This is a genomic window from Gordonia sp. DT218, assembly GCF_049847105.1.
Classification (GTDB): Bacteria; Actinomycetota; Actinomycetes; order Mycobacteriales; family Mycobacteriaceae; genus Gordonia.
This window is the reverse complement of the sequence record NZ_JBNCNS010000002.1, coordinates 388,822-405,032: the sequence shown is the minus strand read 5'-3', so window position 1 is coordinate 405,032 and position 16,211 is coordinate 388,822. Positions and strand designations below refer to the sequence as shown.

Sequence of the window (16,211 nt, the reverse complement as noted above, 5' to 3'; positions counted from 1 at the left end):
GAAGCGGCGCCTCGCTCTCCACCGCCGATCGAGTGGCCGGCGAGCCGCCAGGCGAGCCGGCGTATCGAGATCACCCACCACGACAACGACTTTCAGCGACGCACCGCGGCATTCCGCCGATACGGGCTCACCGCGGCGCGCATTCGGGTCACGATCAGGTCGACGATCCGCCGGTCCGCACCGAGCGGATCGGCGACCGCGTCGGCACCATAGGTGTGCAACCGGTTGTGGAACAGACCCGGTGCCAGCAGATAGCTCGCGATCACCACACGGCGACCGCGTCGGGAGGCACGCTCGAGCGCTTCCGGCACCGACGGCGATGCGGTCGTGATGAACCCGACCTCCACCCGGCCGCCGATCAGCGACTCGAGTTGGCGTGCCGCGAGATGAACTTGCCCGCAAGCACTTTCATCCGACGACCCGGCGGCGGCCAGTATCACTGCATCGCCCGGCTCCCAGCCCGCCTCGATCAGCCGAAGTCGCGCCACCGCCGCGATGCCGGGATCCGGTCCGAGCGCACGGGTCACCACCGTGTCGGCCCGGCCTGCCGCGACGACGTGCCGAGGGATGTCCTTGCGTACGTGATATCCCGACGCCAGGAAGGCGGGCACGAGCACCGCGGGTCGGTCGACGTCCGCGATCACCTCGGCAGGCGTCGGTCCGAGCACGTCGACGAACGCCGTCCGCGTGGTACCGATCCGATCACTCACCGCCTCGGCGATCTCGGCGATCACGTTCACACCATGCGGGTTCCGGGTGCCGTGCGCGACCAGGACGGGACTGATGTCGCGAAGTCGGTCTCCGGTCGGCAGGATCGGGTCGCTGCCCCTGCGTGTCATTCGGGGTCGTCCTCTCCGTCGTACTCCAGATCAACCGCGAGCCGATATCCGCGCTTCACCACGGTCTGGATCATCTTGGGGTCCCCCAACGCATTACGCAGTCGGGCAACAGCGACCTCGACGGCGTGCGTGTCGCAGCTGTCGCCGGGGAGGCCGGCCAGGAGCTCCTGACGGGACACGACCCGACCGGGCGCCATGGCAAGCGCTTTGAGCAGACCCAGGCTGGTCGCCGACAGATCACGGAGTTCACCGTCGACGACGACTGCCTGACCGCGGATCGCCGTGTTGTGACCGTGGATTCGCAGATTATGGCTGCGCCGCGGGAGCTCTTCGGTGATCAGTCGCGCAAGCGCACCGAGACGGAATCGCTTGGGATAGATCGTCGGGATCTGCAAGGCTTCGAGCGGTCCGGCGGTCACCGAACCGACGCACATCACCGGCACCGCAGTTCTCATGGCATGCACGAACTGTGAGAGCTTGCCCAGTTCCTTGGCTCGGGTGAGGATGGCTGCCGCAGCGGGCGCGCTGGTGAACGTGATGGCATCGAGGTCACCGCGAGTGACCGCCCCGATCATCCGGTCGATCCGGTCGACGTCGGGATGCATGTTCCAGCGATAGACGGGCACGGGCAGCACCCGTGCGCCGGCGGCACGCAGCACCGCACAGAAATCCGGCAGGGGTTCCCACTCGGTGGTCGCGCCGTGCAACTGCACGGCGATCCGCACTCCCTCGACGCCCTGATCGAGCAGTCGGTCGAGCACCTCCGACGACGACTCGCTCTCGGGCGACCATTCCTCCCGCAGTCCTGCGGCACGGATGGCGCCTTTTGCCTTCGGCCCGCGGGCGATGAGCCGGCTCTTCCCGAGCGCGTCGATCAGCGACTCGGCGCTTCCCCATCCGTCGGCCGCCTCCACCCAGCCGCGGAAACCGATACCCGTCGTGGCGACCATGAGTTCCGGCGGGTCGCCGATGATCTCTTTCGTGACGCGTTCCAGCTCGGTGTCGTCCGTGAGCGGCAGGATCCGGATGGTCGGTGCGGCCATGACCTCTGCGCCCCGACGGGTCAGCAGTGCCGCGAACTCGTCCGCACGACGTGCAGCGGTGATCCCGATGGTGAAACCGGCCAACGGCAGGTTCTCCGCGGCATCGGAGGATTCATTGTGCTTGTGTGTGCTCATCGGCGCGGGAAGAACACCTCGACCATGTCATCGACGATGTGGACGGCGTAACTCGCCACCGACGTCGTGTCGTCGTCGAGGCACAGCCCGGTGCGCAGGGAGAACACTTGCTTGCCCAGCGGGCTCGCAACGGTCGGCTCACCCGAACGATCGCCGGTCACACCGCGGGAGAGCACTGCGGCGCGGGAGAACGGATCGATGTTGCCGATCGCATACAGCCGCGTACGGCCGACGACGGCCTCCCGGTCGGTCTCCACCGCGGGGACCCGGAACAATGCGGCCTGTTCGAAATCGGGCCCGAGAACACCGGCACCGCGGCCGATCGCCAGATCGGCCACGGCGCAGGCGCGGACCCACTCCCCGGGCACCGCGTCGGGGTGGGTCCCGGGTTCGGCGGGTTGATGAGCGGCAATCACGTCGGCACTCCTTCACGTTCGGGTTCGGTCACGTCACGGACTGCGGCCGGCGAGCCGGTCTCACGTGCCGGCATCGCCGGCATGTCCAGCAGCACCGGCACCTTCCGGTCGACTTCGGCGAACCGGATCGTCGGGTCCACCACATCCGGCGCGTTCACGAACGAGACGAAGCGCTTCAGCTTCTCCTCGTCGTCGAGAACGGCGGCCCACTCGTCTCGGTACCCGGCGACATGTGCTTCCATCGCCGCCTCCAACTCGGTGGCCAGTCCCAGGCTGTCGTCACAGACCACCGCACGCAGATGGTCGAGACCGCCCTCCAACGACTCCAGCCACGGCGCGGTGCGCTGCAGCCGGTCGGCAGTTCGGACATAGAACATCAGGTACCGATCAATGTATGCGACCAACGTCCGGTCATCCACTCCACTGGCGAGGAGTTGAGCGTGCTTCGGGCTCTGGCCGCCGTTGCCCGCGACATAGAGATTCCACCCGTTCTCGGTGGCAATGACGCCTACGTCCTTGCCACGCGCCTCGGCGCACTCGCGCGCACACCCCGAGACCCCGAACTTCAGTTTGTGGGGCGACCGGAGACCGCGGTATCGCTTCTCCAGGAACACGGCCATGCCGACCGAGTCCTGCACCCCATAACGACACCAGGTCGACCCGACGCAACTCTTCACGGTGCGCAGACTCTTGCCGTAGGCATGGCCTGATTCCATCCCCGCGTCGACGAGCCGACGCCAGATCTCCGGTAGCTGATCGACACTGGCCCCGAACAGGTCGATCCGCTGGCCGCCGGTGATCTTGGTGTAGAGCCCGAAGTCGCGAGCGATCTCGCCGATCACGATGAGTTGCTCGGGAGTCACCTCGCCGCCCGGCATACGCGGGACCACCGAGTACGAACCGTTCTTCTGCATGTTCGCGAGGAAGTGGTCGTTGGTGTCCTGCAATGCGGCCTGCTCGCCGTCGAGGATGTGATCGCTGGACGTGGACGCGAGGATCGACGCGACGGTCGGCTTGCAGATCTCACACCCCTGCCCGGCCCCATATCGGTCGATCAGTTCGGAGAACGTCCGGATTCCGGTGACGGAGACGATCTCGAACAACTCGCTGCGCGACTGCCCGAAGTGTTCACACAGGGCCTTGGAGAGCTCCACTCCCGACGCGGCGAGCAACGACTTCACACTCGGCAGACACCCGCCGCACGTGGTGCCCGCGCAGGTTGTCTTCTTGACGTCGGCGATCTCACAAGCCCCGGCGGCGATCGCCGAGCAGACGGTTCCCTTGGAAACACCGTTGCACGAACAGATCTCGACATCGTCGGGCAGCGCGTCGATACCGACACCCGGGCCGGCGGCAGGCGCGATCAGGGCGGCCGGGTCACCAGGGATCTCCCGACCGACCATCGGCTTGAGCATCGCGTACGCCGATGCGTCGCCGACCAGGATGCCGCCGAGCAGCGTGGTGGCGTCGTCGGACACCACGACCTTCGCATACCGGCCGGCCACCGCATCGTGATAGACGATCTCGAGCGCGTTCTCCGTCGTCGCCATGGCGTCGCCGAAGCTGGCGACGTCCACACCGAGGAGCTTGAGCTTGGTCGACATGTCGGCCCCCGGGAAGGCGCTCCCCCGGCCCAACAGCTGTTCGGCGACCACCTCGGCGGTGCTGTAGCCCGGCGCCACCAGCCCGTAACACCGGCCATCCACCGCGGCCACCTCGCCGATCGCGTAGACATCGGGATCGGCGGTGCGACAGTTCGTGTCGACCAGGACGCCGCCACGCTCCCCGACGGCGAGGCCCGCATCGCGAGCCAGTTGATCGCGCGGCCGGACACCTGCAGAGAACACGACCAGCGCCGCCTCGATCTCGCTGTCGTCGCTGAGTGTGACGGTCACACCATCCGACTCGCCGTCGGCGATGTTCGCGGTGCCGACACCCGTGTGCACAGACAGTCCGAGGTCGGTCACCAGGTTCTTCAGCACTGCGCCGCCGCCGTCGTCGACCTGCATCGGCATCAGTCTCGGGGCGAACTCGACCACGTGCGGCGTCATACCCATCGACTTCAGTGCGTTGGCGGCCTCGAGTCCCAGCAGGCCGCCACCGACCACGACGCCCGGCGCGCCGGGGCCTGCGGCCTCGGCGGCAATCCGGATCGCGTCGAGATCGTCGAGGGTGCGGTATAAGAAACACTTCTCGTGGTCGTGACCTGGGACCGGAGGCACGAACGCATACGATCCGGTGGCCAGAATCAATGCGTCGTAACCGATCTCGCGACCGCTCGAGGTGACGACGCGGCGTCCGGAGCGATCGATGTCGGTGACGGTCTCGCCGAGATGCGTCACGACGAGTTCGTCGCCGGCGTAGGTATTTCCCTCCAGCGCCAGCGAATCACGCTGCCACGAGCCCACATACGAGGACAGTCCCACGCGGTCATAGGCTGGATCCGGCTCTTCGCACACCACCTCGACACGCCAGATCCCGTCGGTGTCACGGTCACGTAGCGTCTGCACGAAACGGTGACCCACCATGCCGTGGCCCACCACGACAACCGTCCTGGATTCGCTGGTCACTGGTAACTCCCTTGATGTTCGACTTCGGAAACCCGACTCGCGGTCAGGCCATCGCCTTGTCGGTGGACCCGGGGTCCGTGGTCGGCTCGGTCGACGCGGCGGTGGGATCTGCCACCTGGAGGTCGGTGGTCGCCCCGGCGACGATCGGGCGGCGGGCGTAGAACCACCAGGTGATGATCCCGGCCACCACGTAGAAGCCCAGGAAGATCCAGAAGGCGACGGTGGCCGACTGATTCGACTTGTAGCTCGCCCGCAGAACGAGGTTGATCCCGACGCCGCCCAGACCTCCTGCGGCACCGGCGATCCCGATCAGTGCACCCGACATGCTGCGCGACCACTTGGCCTTGCCGTTCGCGTTGAGGCCGGTGATGTTCTGCGACTTGTGTTCCCAGATCGTCGGGATGATCTTGTACACCGAGCCGTTGGCGATCCCGGAGATCAGGAACAGCAGGATGAAGCCGACGATGAACGCCGCGAGGACACCGCCGCCGATCACCTTGCCGTTGGCGTCGGCGATCGAACCCGCGACCACCAGGATCGCCGCCGAGAAGGTCATCGCGACAAAGCTGTACATGGTCACCTTGCCGCCGCCGACACGATCGGCCAGCTTGCCACCGTACGGACGGGACAGCGACCCGAGCAGTGGACCGATCCAGGCGATCTGCGCGGCTGCGAGCGCCGGCTTGGCAGCGCCCGCGGAGGTGAAGCTGATGTTGAGGACCTGACTGAACGCGAAGCCGAAACCGATGAACGAACCGAAGGTGCCGATGTAGAGGAAGCAGATCAGCCAGGTGTCGCGGTGCCTGAGGCAGTCCAGCATCGCGCGGCCGCTCGACGTCTGGTGATCGAGGTTGTCCATGTAGATCGCCGCACCGACACCCGCGATGGCCAGGGCCACCAGGTAGACGGCACAGACGATCTCGGGTTGATCGGCCGCCAGCCAGATCACCAGCAGACCGATCAGTTGGACGACCGGGACACCGATGTTGCCGCCGCCCGCGTTGAGACCGAGTGCCCACCCCTTCAGCCGCTGCGGGTAGAAGGCGTTGATGTTGGTCATCGACGAGGCGAAGTTGCCGCCGCCGAAGCCGGTCAGTGCGGCAACGGCGAGGAACCAGCCGAACCCGAACTCGCCGGGATTCATCATCAGCATCATCGTGAGGCCGGTGGGGACCAGCAGCACGATCGCACTGAAGATCGCCCAGTTGCGCCCGCCGAAGCGCGCTGTGGCCTGGGTGTAGGGGATCCGCAGGCACGAGCCCACAAAGGTCGCCGTCGCGGCGATCACGAACTTCTGATCGAGGCTGATGCCGTACTCCGGCCCCATGAACAGAGCCATCACCGAGAACAGGGACCAGATCGAGAAACCGACGTGTTCGCAGATCACCGACCAGACCAGATTGCGCTTGGCGACAGCTGCGTTGCCGCCGTCCCAGGCCTCCCGGTCCTCGGGATCCCAATCGGTGATCTTGTGGTCACGTTTCAGCGCGCTCCGCAAAGAGGCGACGGGTGCAGGCATGGGCCATCCAATCGTGTGTTGAGCTGGTTGGCCGACGACAGTGTCGGACGATTGGATTCCAAGTTAGGTAGTCAGTGTTGCCGGGATTTTCCCTCGCGTGACCGAAGAGTCACGTTGTGCTCACTTTGTGGCGCGTTCCCTGTGAGAAGGCGTCCAGAGGCCCTACCTGCGACGATTGTCCTACAGTAGCAATCGGACGAGGTCGACGACCCGCTGCAGACCGGGCAGGGCGCCCGCGGTTGCCCGCGGATGTAACGCATGGACCCCCAGCCGGAACATCGTCGCCCGGAGCATCATCTGGGGCCACTCCGGCTGATCCGCCCAGCGATGTACCAGGTCGTCGTCGGCGCCACCCCACGCCAGCGAGTCGACAACGACGACCGCGGCGGCCCAGGGAGCGGGCCGCCAGTACGGGACGATATCGGTGATGCCGGGTGCCGCGGCGCCCGCGAACAGCACCGTGCCGAACAGGTCACCGTGTACCACCTGCGACTGCAGATCCACGTTCTTGCGAAGTGTGGCAAGTGTTTTCAGCATCTGGACGCTCGCCACCCCGTCTTCCGAGGTCGGCTCCCCCATGCCGGCCGCGCGCGCCGTGCGCATCGGCACGTCCTCCCAGGCCGCACGGTCGGCGGCGGTGAACACGTCGACGTCGGTATGCGGCGGTGCAGGCGACTGCAGCAGGAACCTCGGCCGCTCGAGCTCGGCGGTCGCCGCGTGCAGTCGATCGGCCACCAGGACGACCTCGTCATGACGCGGCTCGGGTATGCCCGCGATATAGGTGTCCGCACGCCAGCCCGACACCACATAGCGGCCGTCGGTGGCGCGGAAAGGGCGCGCGACCCGCAGCCCCTCGACGTAGAGCGACTCCCGGACCGATGCCGACCACGCCGCACGCGCGTGGTCGGGGACCAACGACAAGACCACCTCACCGACCCGCCAGCCGCCGATCCAGGAATCGCCCATGGGGATCGGCGGGTGGGCGGTCAGCCCGAACGTGTTGAGCACGTGTTCGGGCGGCTCGAGGGTCTTCACAACTGCAGAGATTACCGATGGAACCAGGGAGAACGCGGGAGCGACGCGGTGCCGTGGGCGACCGGGATGACGGATCGGTTGCTGTTCGTGCCGCAATTCGGCACCAACAGCAGCCCGCCTGCGGTCAGTAGACCGGCAATGTCTTGTCCACCTGGTTGGCCCAGGCCGTCACGCCGCCCTGCAGGTGGGTGGCGTCGGCGAACCCTGCGCGCTTGAGCGCGGCGAGCGCCTCGGCCGACCGGATGCCGGTCTTGCAGTACAGGACCGTCGGCCGGTCCTGCGGAACCTTCGCCAGACCCGCGCCCGAGAGGATCTCGTCCTTGGGGATCAGCGTCGCGCCCTCGATGTGGACGATGTCCCACTCGACGGGCTCGCGGACGTCGATCAGTGCGACTTTGTGGCCCTGATCGATCTTCTCCTTGAGTTCGGCCGGGGTCAGTGTGGAGCCTGCCGCGGCGTCGGCCGCGTCGGTCGAGACCACGCCGCAGAAGTCGTCGTAGTCGATCAGTTCGGACACTCGTTCACCCTCGGGATCCTTGCGGATCCTGATGGTGCGGTAGGTCATGTCCAAGGCGTCGTAGACCATGAGTCGACCCAGCAACGGCTCACCGATGCCGCAGATGAGCTTGATCGCCTCGGTACCCATGATCGAGCCGATGGAGGCGCACAGGATGCCGAGCACCCCGCCCTCCGCGCAGGACGGCACCATGCCGGGCGGTGGTGCCTGCGGGTACAGGTCGCGGTAGTTGAGGCCGCGACCGTCCGGCGCGTCCTCCCAGAACACCGATGCCTGACCTTCGAACCGGTAGATCGACCCCCACACATACGGCTTGTGCGCCAGCACCGCGGCGTCGTTCACCAGGTAGCGGGTCGCGAAGTTGTCGGTGCCGTCGAGGATCAGGTCGTACTGTGAGAACAGTTCGATGGCGCCCTCGGGTTCGAGCCGTTCGTCGTGGATGTTCACCGTGACGTACGGGTTGATCTCGCAGATCGAGTCGCGCGCGCTCTCGGCCTTGGGGCGACCGATGTCCGACTGGCCGTGGATGACCTGGCGCTGCAGGTTCGACTCGTCGACGACGTCGAACTCGACGATGCCGATGGTCCCGACCCCGGCGGCGGCGAGATAGAGCAGCGTCGGCGAGCCGAGCCCTCCTGCGCCGATCACCAGCACCTTCGCGTTTTTCAACCGCTTCTGCCCGTCCATCCCGACATCGGGGATGATCAGGTGCCGGCTGTAGCGCGCCACCTCTTCGTTCGACAGTTCCGCTGCGGGTTCGACCAGCGGGGGCAAGGACGACACGGGCGCCTCCAGTACATCTGACTCAAAGTGGACTGTTGTGGTCAACGGTCTGGACCCCGCGGTCATTCCGCCGCGACGGGTGACACGCGTGCCGCAACGTTCACTTGTTGGGGAACGGCCAGGGGTTCGGCTTGCAGACGAGGTTCCGATTGGCCTGCATCTGCGGATCGAGAGCCATGATCTGGCTGTTGGCGACCCCGAACGACTGCTGCATCATGACCGGGGCGAGCGCACCGTTCTCTTTGCAGGGTTCGTGCGACTCGTAGCCGATGCCGTGGCCGGTCTCGTGATTGACCAGGTATTGCCGATACAGCAGATCGTCGCCCTCATAGGACAGTGCCCCCCGGACCCAGCGCGCCTCGTTGAGGGTGACGCGCTTCTCCGGCGGGTAGAAGCACGATGTCTCGAGTTGGATCTGGTAGCCGCAGAGTTCGCGGGCGGTCGCCGGCGACGCGAGCGTGATCCGCAGGTCGGGTTCGCCGGCGGCGATCCGGCGGAAGGCCACCTTTCCGTCGCCGATCCAACTGCGCGGGTTGGCCAGCGTGGAGTCGACCATCTTCGCGAACGAGCGGTCGCCCCCGAAGTCCTGCGAGTTGACGCCGTTCTCCACCTCGACGGTGTACGTGTACACCTGCGCGCCGGTACCGATCTGCTTTCCCGCGCCGGGCACCGCGTGGTACGACTCCCGGCCCTTCTGCGTGTACGGCCCGCCCGGCGGCAGAGTCCCCGCGGGAAGCGACGCGGCTTGGATGGTGCCGGTGGGCGCGCCGATCGGTTTGGTCTCCTTGCTGACGTCGGTGTTGCGCGATGCCGAATCCGGATTGACGTCGGCCGTGGGCGTCACGGCGGAGTCGTTCCCGTCCCGGACGGTCACCACGATCAGCACGATCGTCAGGATGATGAGCAGCGGGATCGCATAGGCCCGCCAGCCGTAGGTCGCCACGAACCGGCCGAGAGCACTCTGCTTCTTCCGCTCCGGCTGCGCATCGCGGTCGACGCGGGCACGTCCGCTGTCGTCGGTCGGATCCCACCGCGCCCGTAATGGCTGATCGGGCCTCGGACGGGTCCGCGGCCCCGACTCCATGGTCGACGGCCCACCGATCGTCGGTCCGCCCGACGACCCACCATCCCGCCGGGGCGCCCGCGGCCCCCTGTCCCTGGCACGTGCTCGCGTGCCGCCGACCCCGGCGTCGGGTGCGCCGGCACCTGCGCTCCCGGAGTTCGGCCCGCCTCCTGGGTGACTCACAGGATCAACTTTCTCACAGGTCAGCGTGGATCCGGGGAACCGAGGGCCGACGTCGGTCTGTGCGAATCGGTTCCGCCGTATGACGCCGAGTACTCTCAACGCATGTCGACCACCACGAACTCTGCGCACAGCGCGGGGCGGAGCACGCGTCTGCCACGTAGTGCACGTCGGATGCAACTACTCGACGCCGCCAGCGAGATCTTTGTGGAGCGTGGCTACCACTCGGCGGGGATGGACGAGATCGCGGTACACGCCGGCGTCAGCAAACCTGTTCTCTACCAACATTTTCCGTCGAAGCTCGACCTCTACATCGCCGTGGTGGATTCGCATGCGGAGAAGTTGGTCAGCGATGTGAACCGCGCGCTGCTCACGACCACCGACAACAAGCAGCGCGTGCAGGCGGCCGTGCAGGCCTTCTTCGACTTCATCGACCAGGACAACTCGGGATACCGACTGATCTTCTCCTCGGACGCGATGGACCCCGCGGTGATCCGGCGGGTCGAGGGCGCCACCGAGGCCTGTGTGGATGCCGTTTACGGACTGGTCATGCACGACTCGGGCCTGGACCCGTACCGATCACGGATGCTGGCTGCCGGACTGGTCGGGGCGAGCCAGGTGAATGCGCGCTATTGGCTCGAGGCGAAACGTCCCGTGGACAAGCAATCGGCCGTCGACACGACCGTCGCGCTGCTCTGGGGTGGACTGTCACACGTGCCGATGCACGAATCGGCCGAGGAAGAATCCTGACCGACCGGCGGCTGTCGGGCACTCGGAGCGCAGTGCCCGGTCCCGACAGCAACCGATCGGAGAGCGCGGATCAGGTGGCGCCGAAACCGACCCGGCGATTCTCCGAGCTACCCACCTCGACGTAGGCGATCTTCGTGACCGGAACCAGGAACCGCGCACCCTTGTCGTCGACAAGAGCGAGCAGCTGCTGCTTACCCGACAGTGCAGCCTCGACCTCGGCGTACGCCTTGTCACTGGTGAGCGTGGTCTGAATGGACAGCTCACGTGAACTGTCGGTGATACCGATCTTCACTTCAACGGCCATGGCCACCCTTCTTCTCCTCTGACGGCGCCCACGCCGACGGGCCGACACCGGTGGTGCCGACGCCGATGGCGCACGACGACTCTGTGCCGCACCAGGCTAGTTCAGCCGACGACGGCCCCGACAGCGGCTCCGCTCACAGCGGAAACGGCGGTCCCTCAGCCGAGACCGAGCTCGTTCATCCTCTTGCCGTGCTCGTCGGCGATCGCATCGAAGAAGCCCGCGACCCCGTGCAGGGAGGCCGCCCCCGCAAACAGCAGATCGGTGACCTCCTCCTCGGCCGCGAGAACCCACTGCGCATGGGTGACCGCCTCACCGAGCAGCCGACGGCCCCACAGGGTGAGGGGCGACTTGAGCGCCGGATCCGCGGTCACGGCCGCCGCGACCTGCTCCCGGGCGAACCGCGAGTTGGCGGTCTCCGCCATCACCTCGCCGACGATCGCCTGGGCCTCGACGGGCAGCACGCCCGCGACCTCGGTGTAGAAATCGGCGGCGAGCCCGTCACCGAGATACGCCTTGACCAAGGACTCATACCAGGTCTTGGGCGTCGTGACCTGGTGATACTGATCGAAGATCCCGCGATATCGTTCGACGGCCTCGGTCGGGTCGATCCCACGGGCCGCCACCTGCGCGGCGAGCGTGTCGAAATGTCCGATCTCCGAAGCGGCCATCCGGGCGATCGCGATCCGGCTGTGGACGTCCGGTGCCATCCGCGATTCGTCGATCAGCCGGTAGAAGGCGGCGTACTCACCAGCGAGGAGTACGGCGAACAGCTTGGCGATCCCACCGCCGTCGCGGTCGGTTCCCGGACGTGCTGCGGGATCAGGCGTGACTCCGGATGGGGGCGGCGCAGTCGACATGCTGGAGATGGTAGGCGGGGCCGAAGCGTTCACCAAGTACACTTGACAACGGTGCACTGACGCGACCATGACGATCCGGTGTCAGCCCGACGGCCGTATGGCCGGTCGACCGATCCGGATCACCCGCGCAGGCACCGAGACAATGTGCGCGCACTCATGTCGGGCGATGCCGCCCGACCTGGCCACCACACAGTCACCGACCACGGTTTGCCCGGTCCACCCGGACCCTTTCTCCGCAAGCCGCTCGATCCCACTGTGGTGCCTTTCGTGCGTGCGGGAAAATGCAGAAAGGCATACAACCTCACATGAGCGATTCCATCGCGACACAGACGAACCACACCGCGCCGACCAGCGGCACGGACGACGACGTGAAGACCACCATCGTCGACGAGACCCACACTTCCCCCACGTTCGCCGAACTCGGCGTCGACGAACGGATCGTCGCGGCCCTGGCCGAGGACGGCAAGACGCACACCTTCGCGATCCAGGAGCTGACCCTCCCACTCGCCCTGAGCGGCGACGACCTGATCGGACAAGCCCGCACGGGCATGGGCAAGACCTTCGGCTTCGGCGTTCCGCTGATCCACCGCCTCGCACACGCCGAGGAATCGGGCCTGCGCGCCCTCGACAACACGCCGCGCGCGCTGATCATCGTGCCGACCCGCGAGTTGTGCCTGCAGGTCACCGGTGACCTCGAGGTCGCCGCGCCCAAACTCGACGTCACCCTGGCCGACGGCACCAACCGGCCGCTGAAGATCACCTCGATCTATGGCGGTCGGCCCTACGAGTCGCAGATCGCCGAACTCAAGTCCGGCGTCGACGTGGTCGTGGGCACACCGGGCCGATTGCTCGATCTGGCCCAGCAGGGCCACCTGATCCTGGGGAAGGTGTCGATCCTCGTCCTCGACGAGGCCGACGAGATGCTCGACCTCGGCTTCCTCCCCGACATCGAGCGGATCATGTCGGCACTGCCCACACCGCGGCAGACGATGCTCTTCTCGGCGACCATGCCCGGCCCGATCGTCACCCTCGCCCGGACGTTCCTGCATCGACCGACGCACATCCGCGCCGAGCACGCGAACGATTCGGCCATTCACGAACGCACGACCCAACACGTCTACCGCGCCCACGCACTGGACAAGGCAGAGCTCGTCGCTCGCATCCTGCAGGCCGAAGGCCGTGGCGCCACAATGATTTTCACGCGAACCAAGCGGACCGCACAGAAGGTCGCCGACGACCTGGGCGAACGCGGGTTCTCGGTCGGCGCCGTCCACGGCGATCTCGGTCAGGTGGCACGAGAGAAGGCGCTCAAGCGATTCCGCAACGGCGACATCGATGTCCTCGTCGCCACCGACGTCGCGGCCCGCGGCATCGACATCGACGACGTCACCCACGTCATCAACTACCAGTGCCCCGAAGACGACAAGACCTACGTGCACCGTATCGGCCGCACCGGTCGCGCGGGCCGCACCGGCATCGCGATCACCTTCGTCGACTGGGACGAGATGCACCGCTGGGAACTGATCAACTCGGCCCTCGGCCTCGACATGGCCGACCCCGTGGAGACCTACTCCACCTCCGAACACCTGCGGTCGGAACTCGGAATCCCCGAATCGGCCACCGGACGGATCGCCGCGCCGAAGACGAGCTCGGACGACGACGCGAAGTCGGAGCGGCGTCCGCGGTCGGAGCGCCCCAAGTCGAATCGGACTCGTCGGCGCACCCGCGCCGGCCGCTCCTCGACCGCCGACGGCTCGCAGGCCGGTTCCGAGAAGTCCGCGAGCACGGCCCCGGCCACCTCGGCCGCCGACAACACCGATGCCTCCGCCGACGAGACCGGCGACAAGCCACGTCGACGTCGCCGCCGTGGCGGTGCCAAGCGCGGCGGTTCCTCGTCGAACGGACAGCACACCGAGGAGACGCCGGCCGCCTCGGCCGCCGAGTGATCCCGGCCTAGTCACTTCCCAGCGCGGCGACCGGAGGGTGCGTGGTACGAATCCGACCTGAGCGACGAACACCGGTCGACCTCGTCGTCAGCGCTGCCATCGTGGTGATCCTGCTCGTCGCAGGGCTGTTGGTGTGGGCCCACAGCGCGGTGCGTCACACCGACAGCATCCAGGCCGCGGCGTCGGTGCCCGACGTCGCCCCGGCCACTGCCGTACCGGCAGGATTCACGCCACTCTGGCGCGCACGGTCGACCGTCACCCACACCCCCGCGATCGCGCGGTCACTGGTGGTGACCGCCGACGGCGGGTCGGTGACAGGTCGGGATCCCGCCACCGGTCACGAGGTCTGGCACTACCGGCGCGATCTCGCCCTGTGCGCCGTACTCGCGGCCTGGCCGTCGAGCAACAACGAGGTGCTGGCCGCCTATCGGAACTCCCGTGGATGCGGCGAGATCACGGCTCTCGACGGTTCGTCCGGGCAGCGCGAAGGTGCCCGCAGCTCAGACGCCGACGACCGCGTACAGCTGGTGTCGGACTCGGGTTATGTTGTGTCCCAAGGCTCGACACGGCTCGAGACCTGGGGGTCGAATCTCGTCCGCGGCATCGAGTACGGGCGTGTCGACGCGCCAGTCAAACCGGACGTGCAGCCCGGCCGGACCGGATGCCGACTCATGTCGGCGACGACCGGAGGCGACCGCGTCGCGGTCATCGAACACTGCGGAGACGAACCCGGCTATCGGCTGACCGTCCTCGGAGCGGTGCTGAACAAGGACGAGGAGGTCCAGCAGTACAGGTCGTCGCTGATCACCGACGGCACATCCGGGCCTGCTCCGGTCGCGATCGCCATGAGCAGTTCCGGGATCGCGGTCTACGACGGCGGCGGCAATCGTCCCGCGCCGGCGTCGAATGACGCACCGGCGGGACCGGTCGCCCCCGCGGTGCGGCAGTTCACCACCGACGGCGTGCCCACCGTGGTGAACACGGTTGCCGGTGCCCCCGCTCCACCCGACGACGTCGTGCCCGTCACCAACGGCGGGCTGACCTCCTATTTCACCGGCGGTACCACCGTCGTGCTCGACGCCCAGAACGTGCGTCCGATCTACCAGGTGCCGGGCGCCATCGGCACCGGCGACGTGATGGCCGGTCAGCTCCTGCTGCCGACCGCGACGGGGATCAGCGTGCGCGACGCGGCCACCGGCCGCGAGGTGCGATCGATCCCGGTCCGGCGTGACGGATACACCCGCGGTCCGATCAGCCTTCGAGTACTGGGTTCCACCGTGATCGAACAGTGGGGATCGACCGTCGCGGCCTACGGACCGGCGTAGCGTCGGCCCCGAAGCCCGCGGCCGACGCCGTCGCGGCGATTCCCTCGAGGACGGAGCGGGTGGCCCGACCGCGGCCTCAGGCGGAGGTGCGGACCGGCTCGCCGGCGTCCCAGTATTTCCACAGATTCTCGGCGAGTTCACGATACGCGTTCGCGCCCTTGTTCTTTCGGCCACGCATCACCGAAGTTCCAGACGCCGATGCCTCCGCGAACCGCACGGTGCGGGGAATCGGCGGTTCCAGCACCGGGAGGTCGTAGCGGTCCGAGACATCGGACAACACGTCACGACTGTGAGTGGTCCGCGCGTCGAACAGCGTGGCCACCGCTCCGAGCATCGTCAGGCCCGGGTTGGTGATCTGCTGCACCTCGGTGACGGTCCGCAGGAGTTGTCCCACGCCGCGATGGGCCAGCATCTCACACTGGAGTGGCACCACCACCTCATCCGCGGCGGTCAGCCCGTTGAGGGTGAGCACCCCCAACGACGGTGGGCAGTCGATGAGGACGACGTCGTAGTCCTCGGCCACCTCGGCGAGCGCCCGTTTGAGTGCGTACTCGCGGCCCGGTCGCATCAGCAGCAACGCCTCCGCACCGGCCAGATCGATCGTGGCCGGCAACAGGGTCACGTTGTCGTCGGTGTCGAGGAGCACGTCGGCGATCTCCTCCTCGCCGAGCAGCACATCGTGCACCGACGACTCGAGCTGATCGGGGTCGTGTCCCAATGAAAAGGTAAGGCAGCCTTGGGGATCGAGGTCGACCACGAGGACGGACACGTCGAGGTCGGCGAGAGCCGCCCCGAGCGAAGCCACCGTCGTCGTCTTGGCCACCCCACCCTTTTGGTTCGCGATGGCGAGCATACGGGTCATGGCACAACTGTACGACCGATCACCGCCGCCGTCGGGGTTAACGCCGGGCGGGGCGAGGAATCGCCAT

Annotated in this window: 14 protein-coding genes; 3 read left to right on the top strand and 11 right to left on the bottom strand. The window is 67.1% G+C overall.

The genetic code is table 11. From position 1 onward, the window contains the following. Window positions 1-92 precede the first annotated feature (92 nt). The 8 genes from ACPXCG_RS08610 to ACPXCG_RS08575 all read right to left on the bottom strand — a co-directional run bounded on the left by ACPXCG_RS08610 (window position 93) and on the right by ACPXCG_RS08575 (window position 9,941). Window positions 93-839, bottom strand: coding sequence for a sirohydrochlorin chelatase (locus ACPXCG_RS08610; RefSeq protein ID WP_425791074.1), 747 nt, complete (start codon window positions 837-839; stop codon window positions 93-95). After that, the gene (locus ACPXCG_RS08605; RefSeq protein ID WP_425791072.1) at window positions 836-2,017 is read right to left on the bottom strand and encodes a uroporphyrinogen-III synthase; all 1,182 of its coding nucleotides are present in this window, start codon (window positions 2,015-2,017) and stop codon (window positions 836-838) included. Before ACPXCG_RS08605 ends, ACPXCG_RS08610 begins: the two co-directional genes overlap by 4 nt. Next, complete coding sequence (gene nirD / locus ACPXCG_RS08600; protein ID WP_425791070.1) at window positions 2,014-2,433, bottom strand: nitrite reductase small subunit NirD; 420 nt, start codon at window positions 2,431-2,433, stop codon at window positions 2,014-2,016. The genes ACPXCG_RS08605 and nirD overlap by 4 nt, the downstream gene beginning before the upstream one ends. Then, window positions 2,430-5,003: a nitrite reductase large subunit NirB gene (gene nirB, locus ACPXCG_RS08595; protein ID WP_425791068.1), complete on the bottom strand. Its 2,574-nt coding sequence runs from the start codon at window positions 5,001-5,003 to the stop codon at window positions 2,430-2,432. Before nirB ends, nirD begins: the two co-directional genes overlap by 4 nt. A gap of 43 nt (window positions 5,004-5,046) precedes the next feature. Beyond that, window positions 5,047-6,522: a nitrate/nitrite transporter gene (locus tag ACPXCG_RS08590; RefSeq protein ID WP_425791067.1), complete on the bottom strand. Its 1,476-nt coding sequence runs from the start codon at window positions 6,520-6,522 to the stop codon at window positions 5,047-5,049. A gap of 180 nt (window positions 6,523-6,702) precedes the next feature. After that, window positions 6,703-7,557, bottom strand: coding sequence for a TIGR02569 family protein (locus ACPXCG_RS08585; RefSeq protein WP_425791065.1), 855 nt, complete (start codon window positions 7,555-7,557; stop codon window positions 6,703-6,705). A gap of 124 nt (window positions 7,558-7,681) precedes the next feature. After that, a complete protein-coding gene (moeZ, locus tag ACPXCG_RS08580; protein ID WP_425791063.1) occupies window positions 7,682-8,857 on the bottom strand; it encodes an adenylyltransferase/sulfurtransferase MoeZ in 1,176 nt (391 codons plus the stop codon). A 100-nt stretch (window positions 8,858-8,957) separates the two neighbouring features. Further along, window positions 8,958-9,941, bottom strand: coding sequence for a DUF3152 domain-containing protein (locus ACPXCG_RS08575; protein ID WP_425792080.1), 984 nt, complete (start codon window positions 9,939-9,941; stop codon window positions 8,958-8,960). 264 nt (window positions 9,942-10,205) lie between these two features. On the opposite strand from ACPXCG_RS08575, the gene ACPXCG_RS08570 reads away from it, so the two are divergent. Then, window positions 10,206-10,850 (top strand): TetR/AcrR family transcriptional regulator, encoded by a 645-nt coding sequence (locus ACPXCG_RS08570; protein ID WP_425791061.1) that lies wholly within the window; start codon window positions 10,206-10,208, stop codon window positions 10,848-10,850. Between the two features lie 70 nt (window positions 10,851-10,920). On the opposite strand, the gene ACPXCG_RS08565 is transcribed toward ACPXCG_RS08570, so the two are convergent. Together ACPXCG_RS08565 and ACPXCG_RS08560 are read right to left on the bottom strand one after the other, a co-directional pair. Beyond that, window positions 10,921-11,154: a DUF3107 domain-containing protein gene (locus ACPXCG_RS08565; protein ID WP_267629700.1), complete on the bottom strand. Its 234-nt coding sequence runs from the start codon at window positions 11,152-11,154 to the stop codon at window positions 10,921-10,923. 155 nt (window positions 11,155-11,309) lie between these two features. Continuing rightward, a complete protein-coding gene (locus tag ACPXCG_RS08560) occupies window positions 11,310-12,011 on the bottom strand; it encodes a ferritin-like fold-containing protein (protein ID WP_425791058.1) in 702 nt (233 codons plus the stop codon). Between the two features lie 305 nt (window positions 12,012-12,316). On the opposite strand from ACPXCG_RS08560, the gene ACPXCG_RS08555 reads away from it, so the two are divergent. Next, the gene (locus tag ACPXCG_RS08555) at window positions 12,317-13,957 is read left to right on the top strand and encodes a DEAD/DEAH box helicase (RefSeq protein ID WP_425791056.1); all 1,641 of its coding nucleotides are present in this window, start codon (window positions 12,317-12,319) and stop codon (window positions 13,955-13,957) included. A gap of 41 nt (window positions 13,958-13,998) precedes the next feature. Further along, a complete protein-coding gene (locus ACPXCG_RS08550) occupies window positions 13,999-15,282 on the top strand; it encodes a hypothetical protein (protein ID WP_425791054.1) in 1,284 nt (427 codons plus the stop codon). A 76-nt stretch (window positions 15,283-15,358) separates the two neighbouring features. On the opposite strand, the gene ACPXCG_RS08545 is transcribed toward ACPXCG_RS08550, so the two are convergent. Beyond that, complete coding sequence (locus ACPXCG_RS08545) at window positions 15,359-16,144, bottom strand: ParA family protein (RefSeq protein ID WP_425791052.1); 786 nt, start codon at window positions 16,142-16,144, stop codon at window positions 15,359-15,361. Between the last annotated feature and the right edge of the window lie 67 nt (window positions 16,145-16,211).

Excerpts from the sequence above, each read along its gene's own strand:
- ACPXCG_RS08610 (WP_425791074.1), bottom strand. The coding sequence starts at position 839 with ATGACACGCAGGGGCAGCGACCCGATCCTGCCGACCGGAGACCGACTT.
- ACPXCG_RS08605 (WP_425791072.1), bottom strand. The coding sequence starts at position 2,017 with ATGAGCACACACAAGCACAATGAATCCTCCGATGCCGCGGAGAACCTG.
- ACPXCG_RS08590 (WP_425791067.1), bottom strand. The coding sequence starts at position 6,522 with ATGCCTGCACCCGTCGCCTCTTTGCGGAGCGCGCTGAAACGTGACCAC.
- ACPXCG_RS08575 (WP_425792080.1), bottom strand. The coding sequence starts at position 9,941 with ATGGAGTCGGGGCCGCGGACCCGTCCGAGGCCCGATCAGCCATTACGG.
- ACPXCG_RS08570 (WP_425791061.1), top strand. The coding sequence starts at position 10,206 with ATGTCGACCACCACGAACTCTGCGCACAGCGCGGGGCGGAGCACGCGT.
- ACPXCG_RS08565 (WP_267629700.1), bottom strand. The coding sequence starts at position 11,154 with ATGGCCGTTGAAGTGAAGATCGGTATCACCGACAGTTCACGTGAGCTG.
- ACPXCG_RS08560 (WP_425791058.1), bottom strand. The coding sequence starts at position 12,011 with ATGTCGACTGCGCCGCCCCCATCCGGAGTCACGCCTGATCCCGCAGCA.
- ACPXCG_RS08555 (WP_425791056.1), top strand. The coding sequence starts at position 12,317 with ATGAGCGATTCCATCGCGACACAGACGAACCACACCGCGCCGACCAGC.
- ACPXCG_RS08545 (WP_425791052.1), bottom strand. The coding sequence starts at position 16,144 with ATGACCCGTATGCTCGCCATCGCGAACCAAAAGGGTGGGGTGGCCAAG.